We start from the raw sequence: 16,752 nt of genomic DNA on the forward strand, positions 1-16,752 counted from the left end.
TAAGGCCCAACCGGTGAACGGCGTCGATCGCGACCTGTCAGAATGGTCCCGTGGCTGGAAACCAGGACAACAAGAACCGGTATGTCGACAACGGTTGGCCGCAGACCGACGGCGAACCCGCTGTCAGCGAGCTGCGCACCGACCGGACCGGCGCACTGTCGCCGTTCGGGGACCTCGAGTTCCCGCTGCCGTCCGAAGAGCTGCCCTACCTACATCCGGTCACCGTCGTCAACCGGTAGCCGGTGACGTCATGACCGGCCCGCTCTCACACCTCGACGAACGGGGGGCGGCGCACATGGTCGACGTCAGCGCCAAGGCGAGCACCAAGCGGGTCGCGGTCGCCGGTGCAGTGCTGCGTACCACCGCCGAAGTGGTGCAGCTGATCTCGGCCGGCGGACTGCCCAAGGGTGACGCGCTGGCTACCGCACGGGTGGCGGGAATCATGGCTGCCAAACGCACCAGTGACCTGATCCCGCTCTGCCATCAACTCGCCCTCACCGGCGTCGATGTGGAATTCACCATCGGCGAATCCCAGATCGACATCACCGCCGCGGTGCGCACCACCGACCGGACCGGGGTGGAGATGGAGGCGCTGACCGCCGTCAGCGTGGCGGCCCTGACCCTCTACGACATGATCAAGGCGGTCGACCGCGCCGCGGTGATCGATGACATCCGGGTACTGAGCAAGGACGGTGGCCGTACCGGGGCCTGGGAGCGCGCGTGAGCGCTCGGACCGCCCGGATCATCATCGCCTCTACCCGAGCCGCCGCCGGCGTGTACAGCGACCGCACCGGGCCCATCATCGCCGAATGGCTGCAGCAGCGCGGTTTCGCGCCGGTCCAGCCAGAGGTGGTTCCCGACGGGGAACCGGTAGGGATCGCCCTGCGCGCCGCGCTGGCCGCCTCGCCGGAGCTGATCATCACCTCCGGTGGAACCGGTATCGCGCCCACCGATGACACCCCGGCGCAGACCCGGGCCGTGCTCGACTACGACATCCCCGGGCTGGCCGATGCCCTCCGCCGCTCCGGACTGCCGCAGGTGCCGACCTCGATACTGTCGCGAGGCGTGTGCGGGGTGGCCGGCCGCAGCCTGATCATCAACCTCCCTGGGTCCTCCGGCGGGGTGCGCGACGGGCTCGGTGTGCTTGCCGAGGTCCTGGATCACGCACTCGACCAGCTCGCCGGCGGGGATCACCGATGACGGAGAACGGCGCGCAGGTGCTGCGCGCGGCGATCACCGAGGATCCGATCGTGCTGGCCGAGCACGAGGAGCTGGTGAGCCACCGGGCCGCGGGAGCGATCGTCGGATTCGTGGGAATGATCCGCGACCATGACGGCGGGCGGCAGGTGAGAAGGCTGGAATACTCCGCGCACCCGTCGGCGTCGCAGGTGATGGCCGACGTGCTGGCCGAGATCGCCCAGCAGGCGGTCGGGGTTCGTGCCCTGGCGGCCAGCCATCGGGTCGGCGCGCTGCACATCGGCGATGCCGCCCTGGTGGCCGCGGTGGCCGCCGATCACCGCCGGGAGGCCTTCGAGGCCTGCGCCTTGCTGGTCGACACGGTCAAGGCCCGGCTGCCGGTGTGGAAGCACCAGTTCTTCACCGATGGAACCGAGGAGTGGGTGGGCTCGGCCTGATGGCCCGAGAACACAAAAAACGGGGGCCGGATGACCGGCCCCCGTCTTTCGTAGGTGTGCTGTTTACAGAACCCGGCTGGGCTGCTGCACGAACGCGTCCAGCGCGTCGTTGCCGCTGATGTTCTCCGCACGTACTGCCTGCCACAGCTGCTGGTGGAAGCCGACCGCGACCGCTTCCTGCCGGTTACCGTCTTGGCCGGGAGCCGGAGGAGCCGCTTCGTCGCCGGGGGCCGGCGCCTCGGGAGCCGGGGCCGGGGCCTCGGGCGCCGGGGCAGGAGCCTCAGGGTTCCACCACGGTGCGGGGGCCTCCGGGGCCGGCGGCAGCTGTTCTGCGGCCGGAGCTTCGGGGGCCGGAGCCTCAGGTGCGGGCGCCTCCGGTGCGGGAGCTTCAGGGGCCGGCGGCAGGTCCTCGGCGACCGGTGCGGGCGCCTCGGGGGCCGGCGGCATCCAGCCTGCGGGGGCCACCGGCTCGGTGCCTTCGGCGGGAGCCGGGGCCTCGGGGGCCGGGGGAGTCCACCACGGGGCGGGCTCGGGCGCTGGAGGCGGAGCCATCGGGTTGTCCATGGCGACGGTCTCGCCATTGACTTCCGGGTTGTCGATCGGGGCGTCCGCCGGCGGAGTTTCCGGGACCTCGCGGTGCGATGCGCCGGACAGTCCGCGGCCGCAGACCGGCCAGGCGCCGCGGCCCTGGGTTGCCAATACGTGCTCGGCGACCGCGATCTGCTGTTCCCGGCTGGCCATGTGCGCCGACGGGGCGTACTTGCCGCCGCCGTGGCTGCTCCAGGTGCTCGGCGAGAACTGCAGCCCGCCCTGGTAGCCGTTGCCGGTGTTGATGCCCCAGTTGTTGCCGGACTCGCAACGGGCTACATGGTCCCATTCGTCATCGGTGGCTGCGGCCGCGGTCCCTGCGAGGGCCAGGCTGCCGCCGCCGATCACGGCGCCGGTGAAGGCGATCTTGGCGATGTTGACGTTCGATTGGGTGGGCTTGCGATGCCGTCCACTCATACGTGCGGTGAATTCCTCTCTGTCTACGCCTGCGAGGTCAGCGTCGGGTTCAGGCAGGGGGGACTGCCTGGCCGTGACGCATCTTGAGTGCGTCTTCGGCTTCACCCCAAGAAGCCGCTTGGGCTTCAGGGCCGCTCTCGGCGGACCCGGTGGGTCCCCCGCCTCCATCCATCAGGTACTCGTGGATTTCCTTGCCCGTTGGATGGAGCTCGGCGCTACGGGCAAGGAAAAGGTGAATCGAACGGAAAATTTTCGATACACCCGGAGATGTACGGTAACCGCTCTTACCCGCCGCGTCACCCTTCTCGTGTCCTGGTGTTTTCTTCGTCGATCCTGCTCAAAACACCCGGAAAGCCGGGTATTTGTGCAGGTCAAGAGCTGCTCCACCAAGCTGTTGTCGAGTCGTTATCAATCCGTTATGTGACGTAGATCATGCTATCCGCCGGGTTTGATTCGGCGGTCCAGCTTCGTCTCTCCTTCGTCGGGCCTCGCTAACCGCCGGCGAACGGAGGCAGGATGTCCACCGTTTCACCGGGTTGCAGCGGTGCCTCGTGGTCGCGCACCGCGACGCCGTCACGTAGATACGAGCAGCGCCGCAACACCGCCGCCAGTCGCTCGCTGCGGCCGGCGAGGTCCTCAGCCAAGGCCCCCACGCCGGCCCCGCGCGGCACACTGACAGCCTCCGAGTCGGTCCCCGCCGCCGCGCGTGCGGCCGCGAAGTAGCGGACCGTCACCGATACACCGGTGGAGCTGTCGGTCGGTGTGGGCACGGATCAGCCGCCGATCGCGCTCATGGGGCGGTCCGGCTGGATGAAATCTGGATCGTTGATGCCATGGCCGGCCTTCTTGCTCCACATCGCGGCCCGCCAGGCCTGCTCAATGGTGTCGTCATCGCAGCCTCTCCGCATCAGGGCGCGCAGATCGGACTCGGCGGAGGAGAACAGGCAGTTGCGGATCTGCCCGTCGGCGGTGAGCCGCGTGCGGTCACAGCTTCCGCAGAACGGCCGCGATACCGAGGCGATGATTCCGAACGTCCCGGCACGGTTGTGCGGCCCATCGTCGACCAGCCAGACCTCGGCGGGCGCGGCCCCACGCGGCTGTGGATCGTGGCGCAGCACAAAGCGAGCTCGCACGGCCTCCAGGATCTGGTCGACATTGAGCCCGCCGTCGCGGGTCCAGCTGTGGTCGGCATCCAGCGGCATCATCTCGATGACCCGCAGCTGGTAGCCGCGATCCAGGCAGAACTGCAGCAGATTGACGATGTCGTCTCCGGTGACCTTCGGGTCGAGTACGGCGTTGACCTTGATCGGCGCCATCCCTGCTTGCGTCGCAGCATCCAGGCCGGCCAGTACGTCGGGCAGCCGGTCGCGCCGGGTGATCTCCGCGAAATGGGCACGGTCGACGGTGTCCAGCGACACGTTGACCCGGTCCAGGCCCGCTGCCACCAGGGCGGCGGCCCGGCGGGCCAGGCCGAGGCCGTTGGTGGTCAAGGCGATCTCGGGGCGAGGGTGCAGCGCGGCGGCGCCGGCCACCACGCCTTCCAGATGGCGAGCCAGCAGTGGTTCGCCGCCGGTGAACCGAATGTCGGTGATGCCGAGCCGGCCGACGCCGATCCGGATCAGCCGGATCAGCTCATCGTCGCTCAACAGGTGCCCGCTCGGAATCCAGTCCAGGCCTTCGGCGGGCATGCAATAGGTGCAGCGCAGATTGCAGCGGTCGGTCAGCGATATCCGCAGGTCGGTGTGGACCCGGCCGAAGGTGTCCACCAAGGGGCCGGTTGTTGGCATCGGTGCGGCAACGGCGCGCTCCACGGCCTCGCCGAAGGCCGTCCGGGCGGCCTTCGTAGGGTCCGCGTCGCCCGCCTCCGCCAACGGCGGGGGCGTGTCCAGACCCGGGTGCCTCAACGTCATGTCCGTTTCCGATTCGGTGGGCCGGGGAGTGACCGAATCAACTTCGGCGTCCGGTCGCGATCTCCTTCAGCGGCTTCGTCAGCCTACCGAGCAAACCTGGGTGTTTTGCGGGTCTGGGTCCTAGTAAGATCTGCTGCTGACGCGTCCTGCGCAGGCGGGACGCTTCCTTTATGTCCCCACGTACGTGATCAGCTAGACAAGCAGGTGAGACCAGTGCCGACCGGCAAGGTGAAGTGGTACGACGCCGCGAAGGGCTTCGGCTTCCTGTCCCAGGAAGAGGGTGAGGACGTCTACGTCCGCGCCGCGGCCCTGCCGGACGGTGTGGAGGGTCTCAAGGCAGGCCAGAAGGTCGAGTTCGGCGTTGCTGCCGGACGTCGTGGACCGCAGGCGCTGACGGTGAAGTTGATCGACCCGCCGCCGAGCCTGTCGCGGACCCGGCGTGAGGCCGCGCCCGCAGTCGAGCACCGGCACACCCCCGATGAGCTGCACGGCATGGTCGAGGACATGATCACCCTGCTGGAAGGCACTGTGCAGCCGGAACTGCGCAAGGGCAAATACCCGGACCGCAAGACCGCTCGGCAGATCTCCGAGGTGGTCAAGGCCGTGGCGCGCGAGCTCGACGCCTGAGGCCGGCCGGTGCGGGCGATCCCACCGAACGGGATCGTCGCTGACTGACTGATGAACAGACGGTGGTCGTTGCCGATGCCGGAACAACTGGTCTGACCACCAGACCTCAGGCCATTTTCGTGTTAGGGTTCGGGTCATGACCCTGCAGCCGATCAATCGGCAGTCGATACCCGACGAGATCTTCGCCCAGCTCGCCGGCCAGGTGCTCTCTGGTGACCGGACGCCCGGCGAGTCTCTGCCGAGCGAGCGAACCCTGTCAGAGGCGCTTGGAGTCTCGCGCGCCGCCGTCCGGGAAGCGCTGGGCCGCCTGGACCGGGCGCGCCTCATCCAGGTCCGCCAGGGCGGATCAACGGTGGTCCGAGACTTCCGAGCCGAAGCCGGGTTCGATGTGCTGCCGCTACTGCTCGTGCATGGCGGCGACGTCGATCGCGCCACCTTGGCCAGCGTGATCGAAGCCCGCGCCATCATCGGTCCACAGGTGGCCGCACTGGCAGCGGCCCGCGCCAATGACGACGTCCGCGCCCGGCTGCGGACGGTGGTGGACGAATTGGAGGCTGAATCGGAGCCCGTGCAACGCATGTGGCGTGTTGTTGGGTTTTGGGAACTCATCGTGGACAGTGCCGAGTCCATCGCGTTTCGGCTCTTGTTCAACACGCTGAATCAGGCGTACGTGCCCGTCCTCGACGTGCTTGTCAACGTGATGGCTGCCGAGGTCAACGACATCGAGCATTACCGATGGCTGGCCGAGGCCGTCGCCGCCGGTGATGAAGGTGGCGCCCGTTCGGCCGCGGCGGAGCTCCTTGGATTGGGCAGTGCCGCATTCGCCGAACTCACCGACCAGCTGGCGGACCCGCGATGACCCGCAAGCAGCAGACGCTGCGCGACGCGTTCGCCGAGTTCCTCCGCCACCCCACGCCCTGGATGCTCGTCACCTGGGTCGGCGCGCTGTTGGTGGCCCGCCTTGCAGTCGGTGGCTGGTCGATCGGTGACGCCGTGATCGCCGTGGCGCTGGTCGGGGTCTCTCCGCTAGGCGAGTGGCTGATCCATACCGGAATCCTGCACTGGCGTCCGCGCACCCTCGCCGGAGTCACGATCGACTCGCGCCTGGCCCGCGACCATCGCCTGCACCATCGGGACCCCCGCGAAATCCCGTTGATCTTCATCCCGTGGCCCAGCCTGATCGTGATCATCGTCGGACTGACACCGTTGGCCCCGCTCGCCTTCCGCAACACCGGAAAGGGGCTGACGTTCGTCCTCACCATCGCGACGTTCCTGGTGTTCTACGAATGGATCCACTACCTGGTCCACACGGATTACAAGCCGCGCCATGCGATCTACCGCGCGGTATGGCGCAACCACCGGTATCACCACTTCAAGAACGAGAAGTTCTGGTTCACCGTGACCAGTTCCGGTACCGCCGACCGCCTGTTGGGCACCTATCCAGACCCCAGTGAAATCCGGTCGTCACCGACGGTGCGAAACCTGCACGCGCCCAGCGTCACCGGCTGACCCATTGCGGCCAGTCGTGGCACCCTGGTAGGCATGGCCAGCTACCGCGCCGGCGGCGACTTCGCCCGCGACACCAACTACATCTCCACCCGCATCACCGCCGACGGCAGTGATGGATATCCGGTGGAACCAGGCCGGTACCGGCTGGTGGTTGCGCGCGCCTGCCCGTGGGCCAACCGCGCCATCATCGTGCGGCGGCTGCTCGGGCTGGATTCCGTCATGTCCATCGGCTTCTGCGGGCCGACCCACGACCAGCGCAGCTGGACCTTCGACCTGGATCCCGGTGGCGTCGACCCGGTGCTGCAGATCCCCCGGCTGCAAGATGCCTACTTCAAGCGCTTTCCGGACTATCCCAAGGGCATCACCGTGCCCGCGATGGTCGACGTCACCACCGGTGAGGTGGTGACCAACGACTTCGCCCAGATGACCCTCGACTTCTCCACCGAGTGGGTGGCCTATCAGCGCGAGGGGGCCCCGCAGTTGTATCCCGAGCCGCTGCGCGCGGAGATCGACGACGTTGCCAGGCGGATCTATACCGAGATCAACAACGGCGTCTACCGGTGTGGCTTCGCCGGTACACAGGAGGCCTACGACGCCGCCTATGACCGATTGTTCACCGCGCTGGACTGGGTCAGCGACCGCCTTGCCCAGCAGCGATACCTGGTGGGGGACACCATCACCGAAGTCGATGTGCGACTGTTCACCACGTTGGCCCGATTCGACCCGGTCTATCACGGACACTTCAAATGCAACCGGCAGAAGCTGTCCGAGATGCCGGTGCTGTGGGCCTACGCCCGGGATCTGTTTCAGACGCCGGGGTTCGGCGATACCACCGACTTCGTCCAGATCAAACAGCACTACTACATCGTGCACGCCGACATCAATCCGTCCCAGATCGTTCCCGACGGGCCGGATCTGGCGAATTGGCTCTCACCGCATGGTCGAGAAGCGCTGGGCGGCAGGCCCTTCGGCGATGGAACCCCACCCGGTCCAGTTCCGGCGGGGGAGCAGGTGCCGGCCGGTCACGGAGCTTAATCCTGCGAGGGTTGATTCCAGCGGGTGCCCACCGCCCACTCGGCGTGCGGTACTGCGAACTGCTCGCCGGTGCTGGTGTCGACAACGAGGGTGAGCAACTGCACCACCAGCCCGCGCAGGGGACCGCGCTGCGCGTCCATGGTGGGGACGGTGACCGCCAGGGTGCTGTTCGGCGGATAGATATTGCCGGTGGAGTCGGCCGGATTGTCGTAGAGCCGCAACAATTGCCACGGCGCCCGGCCGATGGTCTCGTCCACCGACAGCTGAACCGGATGCCGCCCGTCGACTGTCAAGGTGCCCCGAGTCTCGGTCAGCAGGCACTGGTCGAGGTTGAGCACGTTGCAGTACATGTACGGCCCGGTGCTGGCGAGCTGCCCGTTGGAGTACACGCTGATCTGCGGTGGCGTGGGCTCCTGGGCCCGGGTGAACCACCAGGTGCCGAATCCGGCCAGCGCCGCGGTCACCACCGTCAACACCGCCACCAGTACGGCTGTCGAGCGCTTCACCTGCACATCACCCCTGTCTTGCCGGATCGAGGCGGGCGCCGTCCTGCTCGATCAGCACCGGACGGTTGCCCCCCAGGCCGGGAATCAACGAGTCGCCGTGGAACGACAGGATGGTCTGGGCCAAACCCGGGATCAGCAGAGCCGTGATCGCGGTGAAGCCCACCCACAGGTCGGTGTATACCAGCACCCCCAGCGCACCACCCAACACCCAGGCCAATTGCAGGGTGGACTCGGTGCGGCCGAAGGCCGACGCGCGCGACTCCTCGGGGAGGTCGTCCTGCAGCGCGGCATCCAGCGACGCCTTCGATACCGCACTGGCCCCCGATGTCACCAATGCCGCGACGGCCGCCATCACCAAGGTGCCGGCCACGGCCGCGGCCAGCGCCACGGCGGTCACGGCCATGGTGCAGCGCACCACCAGCACTGCCGGGCGGCCCAGCTGCAACCGCGCGGCGGTGAAGTTGCCGGCAAAATTTCCGGCACCGGCGGCAACTCCGATCAACCCGAGAATGCCCAGCTGCACCCACCCCCCGGCGTCGTGTTGCTTGGCCACGAACGCCGGGTACAAGAACAGGAATCCGACCATCGCCTTGATGGTGCAGTTACCCCACAACGCGGCGATGATGTTGCGGCCCAGCGGTTGCCGTAGGGGCTGGCTCAGTGCACCGCCAGCCCGGCGGACCTGCTCGGGCCAGCTGCGGCGGCGCTCGCCGAAGCGATAGCTCAAGGTGGTCGGGATCTCCCCGGCGGTCACTTCCACCCACCGCGGGATCCGCATCGATAGGACCGCTCCGGCCACCGAGACCCCGATGAGCACCAACAGCGCCCCCGGCAACTGCAGCAGCCGGGTGAACACAAACTCGGCTGCTGCGGCGATGCCGCCGCCGACGATCGTCCCGCCGAGCAGGCCGAACATCGTCAGCCGGGAATTGACACGCACCAGGTCGATCGACGGCGGCATGACTCGAGGCGTCACGGCGCTGCGCAGGACCGTGAAGGACTTCGACAGCGCCATCATCGCCAATGCACACGGGTAAAGCACCCATGACCCGAAGGTGCCCGCCACCCCGTCGTAGTTGGCGATCAGGACGAGCGCCAGCACGGTGCGCAGGGCGAACGACATGGCCAGGGCTGCCCGACGGCCGTGTTGGACGCGGTCAAGGGCGGGACCGATCAGGGGTGCGACCACCGCGAACGGCGCGATGGTCACCAGCAGATACAGCGCCACCCGCCCCTTGCTCTCCCCGGCGGCCGCCGCGAAGAACAAGGTGTTGGCCAGCGCCACCGCCATGGCGGCGTCCACGGCGAAGTTGGCTACCACCGGCCAGGTCAAGGCAGTCAGTCCGGACTTGTCGGCACCGTCGGCGGTGGCGGCCCGTTGCACCAACCCATACACCCGCGAGCCCATCTCGCGGCTGCGTGCCGCGGCAGCTTGGGTGACCGTGACGCGATCGCCGGTTCCCGGGCCGCTCGGTGATTCGTGGTGGCGGGGGGCGGCGGAGTGCTCGCGCAGCGGCGGCAGGTAGCGATTGTCGCTGGGCATGGGCTTGCGTGGCCGCTGCTCTCCTGCGGTGCTGCTGGGGTAGTTGGCCATGCCGGGATGCTGGCCGGCGGAGCCGTTGCGTGGCCCCTTGCCCGTGGCTGCAGGGGTACGGCGGCGCCGGCCCGGGTCGGGGAGATCACGCCGCCGTGCTGACACGCCTCGATTCTTCCCTATGTCTGCCGCGGGGCCGCGCAGGCCGTGATCGTGCCTGCGTGTGGCCGACCGAACCGGCCTGCGGCAGTATTAGGGACGTCATTGAACGGAAGGGACCCGCGTGACTGGACCCAGCGCAGTATCAGCCACTGCGACCATCGCCGTGCCCACGGTGCTGGCCGCGGCCGTCGAGCAGGCCCGTGCGGCCGTCGCGGAGTTCAGCGGCGCCGAGAACGTTGGTGAGCACTTGGGTGTCGCCTACGAAGACCCGACCGCTGCCACCCACCGATTTGGTGCGCTCCTGCCCGGCTATCAGGGCTGGCAGTGGGCCGTCGTCGTCGCGGCCAGCCCGGGCGCGACGGAACCCACGGTGAGCGAGGTCGTGCTGGTGCCGGGGCCCACTGCTCTGCTTGCTCCGGAGTGGGTTCCGTGGGATCAGCGGGTGCGGCCCGGGGACCTGGGGCCGGGGGACCTGCTGGCACCGCCCGCCGACGATCCGCGGTTGGTGCCGGGCTACACCTCGACCGGCGACCCGGAGCTCGATGAGGTGGCCGGCGAGCTCGGTCTGGGGCGTCGCTGGCTGCTGAGTCCTGTTGGCCGTGCCGAGGCCGCACAGCGCTGGCACGATGGCGAGTGCGGTCCCGATTCTGCGATGGCGCGGTCCACTAAGCGCGTCTGCCGGGACTGCGGCTTCTACGTGCCGCTCACGGGGTCGCTGGGCACGCTGTTCGGCGTCTGCTGCAATGAGATGTCCGCCGACGGTCGGGTGGTCGATCACCGGTACGGCTGCGGCGCGCACAGCGACACGCCGGCACCGGCGGGCACTGGTTCCCCGGCATACGAGCCTTATGACGACGGCATGCTGGAGGTTGTCGCCGTCGCGCCGGCTCCCGCGGCCGAGCCGGTGATCGAGGTCCCGGCCGAGAGCGAAGCCGTCGCGGACGAGGCCGTCGCCGACGAGGCCGTCGCGGAGGAAGCTGTTACCGAGGAAGCCATCGCCGAGGGAGCCATCGCCGACGAAGCCGTCGCTGAAGAAGCCGTGGTGGATGCGGGCGTGGGGGAAGACCCCGAAACGCCCTAACCGAAGTTGAAGAGGTACTCGCCCGGGATCACGAAGAGCATGTTGAAGGCGGTGTTGACCACCGCTCCCGGCAACCCGAGCACGTAGTTCACGATGTCCAGCGGAATGGTGACGGCCTGACTGAAGGCCATCCCGAAGTCGAGGTTGATCAGGCTTTCGGCCAGGTTGGTGAAGTCGTTGTACAGCGTGAAGGGCAGGCTGATAAAGCGGTTGAACAGGCCCACGGCGGCCGCAACTTCCGCGTTGAACAGGCCGACCAGGTCAAACGCATCGGCAGCGCCGGGAACGTCCACCGCGGCGCCGGGGAAGTCGAAGGCCTCGGCGGTGCCGGGCACGGCGAACTCCTCGACGATGCTGGAGAGGTCCACAGTCGCCAGGCCGGCAAGGGTGTCGAAATTGTCGATGACCGCATTACCGGCCAGCGCTACCTCGGCCGACACGGTGGTCAGCGCATGGGTGATCTCAGGCGGCGCCGCGGCCGGTGTCAGACCGGCGGCGAGTAGGGCGGTGGTTGCGATGACGATGCTCGGCAGTCGGATGCCGGATGCGACGTTTTCCATGGATCCTCCCAGTTCCAAGGGACGTTACTCCGCCAGCACGGCGGCGTCAGCGGTTCTCTGCGGCGGCTTTGATCTTGCCCAGCGAGGCGTTCATGCCCTCGACCAGCTCGCGTTCGAAGGTGGGCGTCCCGCCCATGAACTTGCCCACCAGGAATGCCGACACCGCGGTGGTGGTGCCGTTTTCGGCGTGCCGGCTCTCGACGACCCGAGTCCCGGTGGCGGTCGGTTCGAGCTCATAGCTCCATACAGTGTGGTTCTCGGTGACCCGGAAGGCCAGCTTGCGCTGCGGAATGTATTCCGTGATCACCGAACTGGTGGGCCAGTACATCCGGCCGCGCCGGTTGAAGTTGATTGTTCGGGTGCCCGGGCGCACCGCACCCAGCGGCTTCATCCATCGGCACTGCGGGCTCCACTCGGGCATCCGCCGAAAGTCGGAGATCAAGTCCCAGACCTGGGCCACCGGTGCGTTGATCTCGATCTGCGCGCTCAACAGCGGTGCTGCCATGGCGATCCTCCTCGGATTCTCGGTTCGCAACTCTATTCGTGTTCCAGCCCGGTTTGGGCACCACGTGCCCCGCGGCGCGCCGCCGCGCGCTGCCACAGAAAGACCGAGGTCCCCACCATTCCCGTCGCCAGGCCCGCCAGGCTCACCGGGCGCCATCCTTCCAGCGCGGGCACCGCGAATGCGGCGATGGTCGCGCAGCAGAAGCCGAAGGCTCCGACACCGATCACGGGCCATACCCGCAGCAGGGCGGTCGGCAGCGGTGGCGGCTCGGGGGCGGGCGCAGGGGTCATCGCCGTTGACGTTAGCGCCTCGCCGGTAAAGTCCTCGCAGTGGCCAGGGTTGTCGATGTCGTCGATATCGCTGATCCCCACGATTGCCGGCTCGACGATTTCCGCGACCTGAACAGCATTGATCGGCGTCCAGACCTGCCCACCGGCAAAGGCTTGGTGATCGCCGAAGGCGTGCTGGTGGCGCAGCGGATGCTGGCATCGCGGTTTCGCCCGCGGGCGCTGTTGGGCACCGATCGTCGGCTGACCGAACTGCTGCCCGACCTCACCAGCCCTGATGCGCCCGACGTGCCGTACTACCGCGTGTCGGCGGAGGTGATGGCCGAGGTGGTGGGGTTCCATCTCAACCGGGGAGTGCTGGCCGCCGCGTCGCGGGTACCGGAGCCGACGGTGGCCGAGCTGGTGGCCGGGGCCCGGACCATCGCGGTGCTCGAAGGAGTCAACGACCACGAGAACCTGGGGTCGATTTTTCGCAACGGGGCCGGGCTGGGCGTGGACGCGGTGGTCTTCGGCTCCGGCTGCGCCGACCCGCTGTACCGGCGGTCGGTCCGTGTCTCGATGGGACACGCCCTGCTGGTGCCGTTCGCCCGTTCGGCGGACTGGCCCGGGGATCTGGCCATGCTGCGCGAACAGGGTTTCCGGCTGTTGGCGATGACGCCGGACCCGCGAGCCGAGCTGCTATCCAGTGCGATGGCGACGGTGCGTGACGAGCCGCTGGCGGTACTGGTCGGCGCGGAGGGCCCAGGCCTGTCCGAGCAGGCGATGCGTGCCAGTGACATGCGGGTACGGATCCCGATGTCGCGGGGAACCGACTCGCTCAATGTCGCAACCGCGGCCGCGTTGGCGTTCTACGAGCGCATTAGGCTGCCGGGATGACGTCCACCCCCCGTACGCCGTGGGGGACTGGGCTAACCGTGGCGGGGTTCGCCGCAGCGGTGACCGGGACTGCGATCGCGGTACTGAGTCTCGGGCTGATGCGGGTGCACCCCGCCGTGGCAGTGGTGCTCAATCTGCTTGCGGTCGGCGGCCTGGCTCCCACAGTGTGGGGCTGGCGCCGGACTCCCGTACTGCGGTGGCTGGCCTTGGGGGCCGGGCTCGGCGTGGCCGGCGGGTGGCTGGTGCTGGTGACGCTGGTCGCTCAGCGCTGACCAGTCGAACGCACCCCGAGCAGGACGTCCTCCCAGCCCGGTACCGGGGGCTTGCTGCGCCGGACGCGAGTCCCGGGGCGCTGCTGAACCGGCTCTTCGTCGACCACTGCGGGAGCGGGGGGCTCCTCGAAATCCAGTTCGGCGACCAGGGCTACCGGCCGCAGCGAACGGTCGAATGCGGGGTCGATCAGCTCCGTGGCCGCGTCATCGACAGCGGTCACCGTCCCGCCGTGCGCGCCCGGTGTGAACCGGAAGTGGGCGACGTTGTCCGAGCGCCCGGCCTTCCAGGCCAGCTGCACGGTCCAGCGGCCGTCATCGTTGCGCCATGCATCCCAGCTGCTGTTGTCGGCGTTCAAGCCCCGCGACAGCAGAGCGGAGGTGATTACCTCCAGCAGCGTCGGCACGGCCGGGCCGTCGGAGAGTACCGGGTGGGCGGCCGCCGCCAACTCCGCGGCCCGCGAGCGCTCCAACAGCACAGGGTGAGCGAAGCGTTCCACCCGGGAGACGTCGACGCCGGCCGCGGCGGCCACCTGCTCCACCGATGCCCCGGCACGGATCCGCGCTTGGATGTCCTTCGGACGCAGCATGGTCGATCCCATGTCAGCCGCACTCTGTCCGACGCGGTTCCCCTCACCGCGGACAGCGCCACGCAGTCGGTCGTCGATGCGGACCCGGAACATCTGAGTGTGTTCCTCGTCTTCGCCCGTGCTCTCGCAGATGACGTGCTTGCCGTCGACGTCGAGGCCAATGGCCCTCAGTTCCCGCATGACTTCTCCTTGCGAACGCCCGGTTACGTGCGGACTCTAGTCCAGTGGTCAGCCCGATTCGTCGTGACACGCGGGCGTTATAACGATCCGATCACGAAGCTGGATTGGCCGCGGGGTGCCAGAGCTCAGAGGCGTTCGACGACCCAGTCGACGCACTGGGTCAGGGCACTCACATCATCGGGCTCCACAGCCGGGAACATCGCTACCCGCAGCTGGTTGCGGCCCAGTTTGCGGTAGGGCTCGGTGTCGACGATTCCGTTGGCTCGAAGCACCTTGGCCACCGCCGCGGCGTCCACCTCGTCGACGAAGTCGATGGTGCCCACGACCTGCGAGCGCAATGCCGGGTCGGCGACGAACGGCGTGGTGTACGGCCGCTCCTCGGCCCAGGAATACAGCCGCTGCGACGAGTCCGCGGTGCGCTTGACCGCCCAGTCCAACCCACCGTTGCCCAGCATCCAGTCCAGCTGCTCGGCCAGCAGCACCAGGGTGGCGATCGCCGGGGTGTTGTAGGTCTGATTCTTGGTGCTGTTGTCGACCGCGATGGGCAGCGACAGAAACTCCGGCACCCAACGACCCGACGCGGCGATCGCCTCGACGCGGGCCAGTGCGGCCGGGCTCATGATGGCCAGCCACAGCCCGCCGTCGGAGGCGAAGTTCTTCTGCGGTGCGAAGTAGTAGGCGTCGACCTCGGTGATGTCGACGGGCAGTCCCCCGGCGCCCGACGTCGCGTCGATCACGATCAGGGATTCGCCGGCATCGGCGGGTCGGCGCACTGGCACCGCCACCCCGGTCGACGTCTCGTTGTGCGCCCAGGCGATCACGTCCACCGACGGGTCGGACTGCGGCTCGGGAGCACTGCCCGCGTCGGCCTTGATGATGATCGGATCTCCCACGAAGGGGTTCTTGGCCACCGCCGACGCGAACTTGGCGCTGAATTCGCCGTAGGTGAGGTGCAGCGACCGTTTGTCGACCAGCCCGAAGGCCGCCGCGTCCCAGAAGGCCGTAGACCCGCCGTTGCCCAAGACCACTTCGTAGCCGTCGGGCACGGAGAACAGTTCGCGTAGCCCGGAGCGCACGCGGCCCACCAGGTCCTTGACCGGTGCCTGGCGGTGGGAGGTGCCGAACAGGGGCGCCGCCGTCGTGACCAGCGCGTTCAGCTGTTCAGGCCGGACTTTCGAAGGGCCGCAGCCGAACCGTCCGTCGGCGGGCTTGATGGTGTCCGGGATTGTCAGCTGCTCAGCCATGGTCTCTAGCGTAGACAGCCGTCGGCGGGAGTCGGCAGGGCAGGTTTAATGTGGCGTGGATCACTGGACGGACTCGACACGTGTCACGCCCACAGTGTTGATTTCGAGCCTGGACGGGTAACCGGTACCTGCGGTACCGTTGTACATAGCCCTGGCAAATGTAAACCGATTGGTGGAGGTTCCAATGGCCCAGAAAGCAGCTCGAACTCGAATCGTGCGCCGCTGGCGAGCCAACATGGACGTGACCGACGATGCGAAGTACGTCGAGATCCTCAACACCCTCTCGGAAGGTTCGGTGCGCCGGAACTTCAATCCGTACACCGACATCGAATGGGACAGCCCCGAATTCAAGGTCACCGAAGACGACCCACGCTGGATCCTGCCGGGTACCGATCCGATCGGCCGGCACTGGTGGTACCAGTCTCAGCCCAAAGACATTCAGATCAAGATCGGCATGTGGCGCCAGGCCAACGTCGCCAAGGTGGGGCTGCACTTCGAGTCCATCCTGATCCGCGGCCTGATGGAGTACGCGTTCTGGGTGCCCAACGGTTCTCCGGAGTATCGCTACTGCCTGCACGAGGCGGTGGAAGAGTGCAACCACACCATGATGTTCCAGGAGATGGTCAACCACATCGGCGCCGACGTTCCGGGCATGCCGCGGTTGCTCAAATGGGTCCAGCCGTTCATCCCGCTGGTCGCCGGGCCGCTGCCCATCCCGTTCTGGTTCGGCATCCTCGCCGGCGAAGAGCCCATCGACCACATTCAGAAGGCCATTCTGCGCGAAGGCAAGGACCTGCACCCCATCATGGAGCGGGTGATGGCCATCCACGTGGCCGAGGAGGCGCGACACATCTCGTTTGCGCACGAATATCTCCACAAGCGCATTCCCGCACTGCCAAGGCGCAAGCGGTTCTGGCTGTCGTTGTACGTGCCGATCGTCATGCGGATCCTGTGTTCGGCGATCCTGGTGCCGCCCAAGGCGTTCTGGACCGAGTTCGGCATTCCGCGCGAGGTCCGCAAGGACATCTTCTTCCGCTCGGCGGAGGCGCGACAGATGCTGCAGGACATGTTCGGTGACGTCCGGATGCTCTGCCACGACACCGGACTGATGAATCCCGTGGCCAAGCTGGTCTGGCGGATCTGCCGGATCCACGGCGCACCGTCTCGGTTCCGCAGCCAGCCGCAGCGTGCGCACCTCGCGCCGGTTGCCGCGGCCTCGGTCGCGTAGCGGCGCTCCA

General features: G+C 67.9%; 22 protein-coding genes and 1 riboswitch. Of the genes, 12 read left to right on the plus strand and 10 right to left on the minus strand.

Features of this window, described 5'->3' with window-relative positions; all coding sequences use genetic code 11:
* The first annotated feature begins 50 nt into the window (after positions 1–50).
* From G6N09_RS11890 to G6N09_RS11905, 4 genes are read left to right on the plus strand one after another with little or no spacing between them, the layout of a single operon-like run.
* Entirely contained in the window at positions 51–239 is a 189-nt protein-coding gene (locus G6N09_RS11890) for a hypothetical protein (protein ID WP_083027738.1), read from the plus strand.
* An 11-nt stretch (positions 240–250) separates the two neighbouring features.
* Positions 251–724 carry a cyclic pyranopterin monophosphate synthase MoaC gene (gene moaC, locus G6N09_RS11895; RefSeq protein ID WP_083027737.1) on the plus strand — a complete coding sequence of 158 codons (474 nt, stop codon included), beginning with the start codon at positions 251–253 and terminating at the stop codon, positions 722–724.
* Entirely contained in the window at positions 721–1,200 is a 480-nt protein-coding gene (locus G6N09_RS11900) for a MogA/MoaB family molybdenum cofactor biosynthesis protein (protein WP_083027736.1), read from the plus strand. The genes moaC and G6N09_RS11900 overlap by 4 nt, the downstream gene beginning before the upstream one ends.
* Entirely contained in the window at positions 1,197–1,634 is a 438-nt protein-coding gene (locus tag G6N09_RS11905; protein ID WP_083027735.1) for a molybdenum cofactor biosynthesis protein MoaE, read from the plus strand. Before G6N09_RS11900 ends, G6N09_RS11905 begins: the two co-directional genes overlap by 4 nt.
* Positions 1,635–1,697: 63 nt before the next feature.
* Here G6N09_RS11905 and G6N09_RS11910 read toward each other — a convergent pair whose 3' ends face one another.
* The 3 genes from G6N09_RS11910 to moaA form a co-directional block, all read right to left on the minus strand.
* Positions 1,698–2,639, minus strand: a complete 942-nt coding sequence (locus G6N09_RS11910; RefSeq protein WP_163752776.1) for a transglycosylase family protein — start codon at positions 2,637–2,639, stop codon at positions 1,698–1,700.
* Between the two features lie 10 nt (positions 2,640–2,649).
* Positions 2,650–2,827, minus strand: a riboswitch (cyclic di-AMP (ydaO/yuaA leader).
* A 303-nt stretch (positions 2,828–3,130) separates the two neighbouring features.
* Positions 3,131–3,409: a MoaD/ThiS family protein gene (locus tag G6N09_RS11915; protein ID WP_083026807.1), complete on the minus strand. Its 279-nt coding sequence runs from the start codon at positions 3,407–3,409 to the stop codon at positions 3,131–3,133.
* Positions 3,410–3,412: 3 nt separating this feature from the next.
* Positions 3,413–4,426 carry a GTP 3',8-cyclase MoaA gene (moaA, locus tag G6N09_RS11920; protein ID WP_234807064.1) on the minus strand — a complete coding sequence of 338 codons (1,014 nt, stop codon included), beginning with the start codon at positions 4,424–4,426 and terminating at the stop codon, positions 3,413–3,415.
* Positions 4,427–4,762: 336 nt separating this feature from the next.
* Between moaA and G6N09_RS11925 the strand changes: the two genes are divergently transcribed.
* The 4 genes from G6N09_RS11925 (at position 4,763) to G6N09_RS11940 (ending at position 7,720) form a co-directional block, all read left to right on the plus strand.
* A complete protein-coding gene (locus G6N09_RS11925; RefSeq protein ID WP_083026809.1) occupies positions 4,763–5,176 on the plus strand; it encodes a cold-shock protein in 414 nt (137 codons plus the stop codon).
* Between the two features lie 136 nt (positions 5,177–5,312).
* A complete protein-coding gene (locus G6N09_RS11930) occupies positions 5,313–6,035 on the plus strand; it encodes a FadR/GntR family transcriptional regulator (protein ID WP_083026810.1) in 723 nt (240 codons plus the stop codon).
* Positions 6,032–6,685 (plus strand): sterol desaturase family protein, encoded by a 654-nt coding sequence (locus G6N09_RS11935; protein ID WP_083026811.1) that lies wholly within the window; start codon positions 6,032–6,034, stop codon positions 6,683–6,685. The genes G6N09_RS11930 and G6N09_RS11935 overlap by 4 nt, the downstream gene beginning before the upstream one ends.
* Positions 6,686–6,718: 33 nt before the next feature.
* Positions 6,719–7,720, plus strand: a complete 1,002-nt coding sequence (locus tag G6N09_RS11940) for a glutathione S-transferase family protein (protein WP_083026812.1) — start codon at positions 6,719–6,721, stop codon at positions 7,718–7,720.
* Here the strand turns inward: G6N09_RS11940 and G6N09_RS11945 are convergent.
* Both G6N09_RS11945 and G6N09_RS11950 read right to left on the minus strand, forming a co-directional pair.
* A complete protein-coding gene (locus G6N09_RS11945) occupies positions 7,717–8,226 on the minus strand; it encodes a DUF2771 domain-containing protein (protein WP_083026889.1) in 510 nt (169 codons plus the stop codon). The two genes, G6N09_RS11940 and G6N09_RS11945, sit on opposite strands and share 4 nt — an antisense overlap.
* A gap of 7 nt (positions 8,227–8,233) precedes the next feature.
* Complete coding sequence (locus G6N09_RS11950) at positions 8,234–9,820, minus strand: MFS transporter (RefSeq protein ID WP_109558967.1); 1,587 nt, start codon at positions 9,818–9,820, stop codon at positions 8,234–8,236.
* Between the two features lie 223 nt (positions 9,821–10,043).
* Between G6N09_RS11950 and G6N09_RS11955 the strand changes: the two genes are divergently transcribed.
* A complete protein-coding gene (locus G6N09_RS11955) occupies positions 10,044–11,003 on the plus strand; it encodes a DUF3027 domain-containing protein (RefSeq protein ID WP_234807056.1) in 960 nt (319 codons plus the stop codon).
* Here G6N09_RS11955 and G6N09_RS11960 read toward each other — a convergent pair.
* Genes G6N09_RS11960 through G6N09_RS11970 form a run of 3 tightly spaced genes read right to left on the minus strand, consistent with a single transcriptional unit; the run spans position 11,000 to position 12,358 of the window.
* On the minus strand, positions 11,000–11,563 hold the full coding sequence (locus tag G6N09_RS11960) for a hypothetical protein (protein ID WP_083026815.1): 564 nt from the start codon (positions 11,561–11,563) through the stop codon (positions 11,000–11,002). The genes G6N09_RS11955 and G6N09_RS11960 overlap by 4 nt on opposite strands.
* Positions 11,564–11,609: 46 nt before the next feature.
* The gene (locus G6N09_RS11965) at positions 11,610–12,068 is read right to left on the minus strand and encodes an SRPBCC family protein (RefSeq protein WP_083026816.1); all 459 of its coding nucleotides are present in this window, start codon (positions 12,066–12,068) and stop codon (positions 11,610–11,612) included.
* A gap of 32 nt (positions 12,069–12,100) precedes the next feature.
* On the minus strand, positions 12,101–12,358 hold the full coding sequence (locus tag G6N09_RS11970; protein WP_083026817.1) for a DUF2530 domain-containing protein: 258 nt from the start codon (positions 12,356–12,358) through the stop codon (positions 12,101–12,103).
* A 39-nt stretch (positions 12,359–12,397) separates the two neighbouring features.
* On the opposite strand from G6N09_RS11970, the gene G6N09_RS11975 reads away from it, so the two are divergent.
* Both G6N09_RS11975 and G6N09_RS11980 read left to right on the plus strand, forming a co-directional pair.
* Positions 12,398–13,231, plus strand: coding sequence for a TrmH family RNA methyltransferase (locus G6N09_RS11975; RefSeq protein WP_083026818.1), 834 nt, complete (start codon positions 12,398–12,400; stop codon positions 13,229–13,231).
* Complete coding sequence (locus tag G6N09_RS11980; protein WP_083026819.1) at positions 13,228–13,503, plus strand: DUF2537 domain-containing protein; 276 nt, start codon at positions 13,228–13,230, stop codon at positions 13,501–13,503. The genes G6N09_RS11975 and G6N09_RS11980 overlap by 4 nt, the downstream gene beginning before the upstream one ends.
* Here the strand turns inward: G6N09_RS11980 and sepH are convergent.
* Entirely contained in the window at positions 13,494–14,270 is a 777-nt protein-coding gene (gene sepH, locus G6N09_RS11985) for a septation protein SepH (RefSeq protein ID WP_083026820.1), read from the minus strand. The two genes, G6N09_RS11980 and sepH, sit on opposite strands and share 10 nt — an antisense overlap.
* Positions 14,271–14,395: 125 nt before the next feature.
* A complete protein-coding gene (gene serC / locus G6N09_RS11990; protein ID WP_083026821.1) occupies positions 14,396–15,514 on the minus strand; it encodes a phosphoserine transaminase in 1,119 nt (372 codons plus the stop codon).
* Between the two features lie 184 nt (positions 15,515–15,698).
* On the opposite strand from serC, the gene G6N09_RS11995 reads away from it, so the two are divergent.
* Positions 15,699–16,742 (plus strand): AurF N-oxygenase family protein, encoded by a 1,044-nt coding sequence (locus G6N09_RS11995; RefSeq protein WP_083026822.1) that lies wholly within the window; start codon positions 15,699–15,701, stop codon positions 16,740–16,742.
* Positions 16,743–16,752: the final 10 nt, after the last annotated feature.

It is taken from the genome of Mycolicibacter minnesotensis (assembly GCF_010731755.1).
GTDB lineage: Bacteria > Actinomycetota > Actinomycetes > Mycobacteriales > Mycobacteriaceae > Mycobacterium > Mycobacterium minnesotense.